Raw genomic sequence first — 309 nt, 5'->3', positions numbered from 1 at the left:
CTGGTGTTACTGGTGTTGACATTGGCCCAGCGGCCACTTCTGAATTTGGTACTTCATTTTCGATTGGCGCAACTGGTGTTACTGGTGTTGACATTGGCCCAGCGGCCACTTCTTGACCTGGTATTTCATTTTCAATTGGCGTTACTGGCGCAATCGGTGTTTCAATTTGACCAGCGGCCACTTCTTGACCTGGTATTTCATTTTCAATYGGCGTTACTGGCGCAATCGGTGTTTCAATTTGACCAGCGGCCGCTTCTTGACCTGGTATTTCATTTTCAATCGGCGTTACTGGCGCAATCGGTGTTTCAA

At 48.1% G+C, this 309-nt stretch carries 1 pseudogene; it reads right to left on the bottom strand.

Going from position 1 to position 309, the window contains the following annotated elements:
* Positions 1-309 (bottom strand): annotated as a pseudogene (locus AZF08_RS30505) (hypothetical protein); the annotation flags it as partial.

The sequence above is a fragment of the Bacillus gaemokensis genome, from assembly GCF_001590835.1.
GTDB lineage: Bacteria > Bacillota > Bacilli > Bacillales > Bacillaceae_G > Bacillus_A > Bacillus_A gaemokensis.
This window is presented reverse-complemented; position numbering and strand designations above follow the sequence as displayed.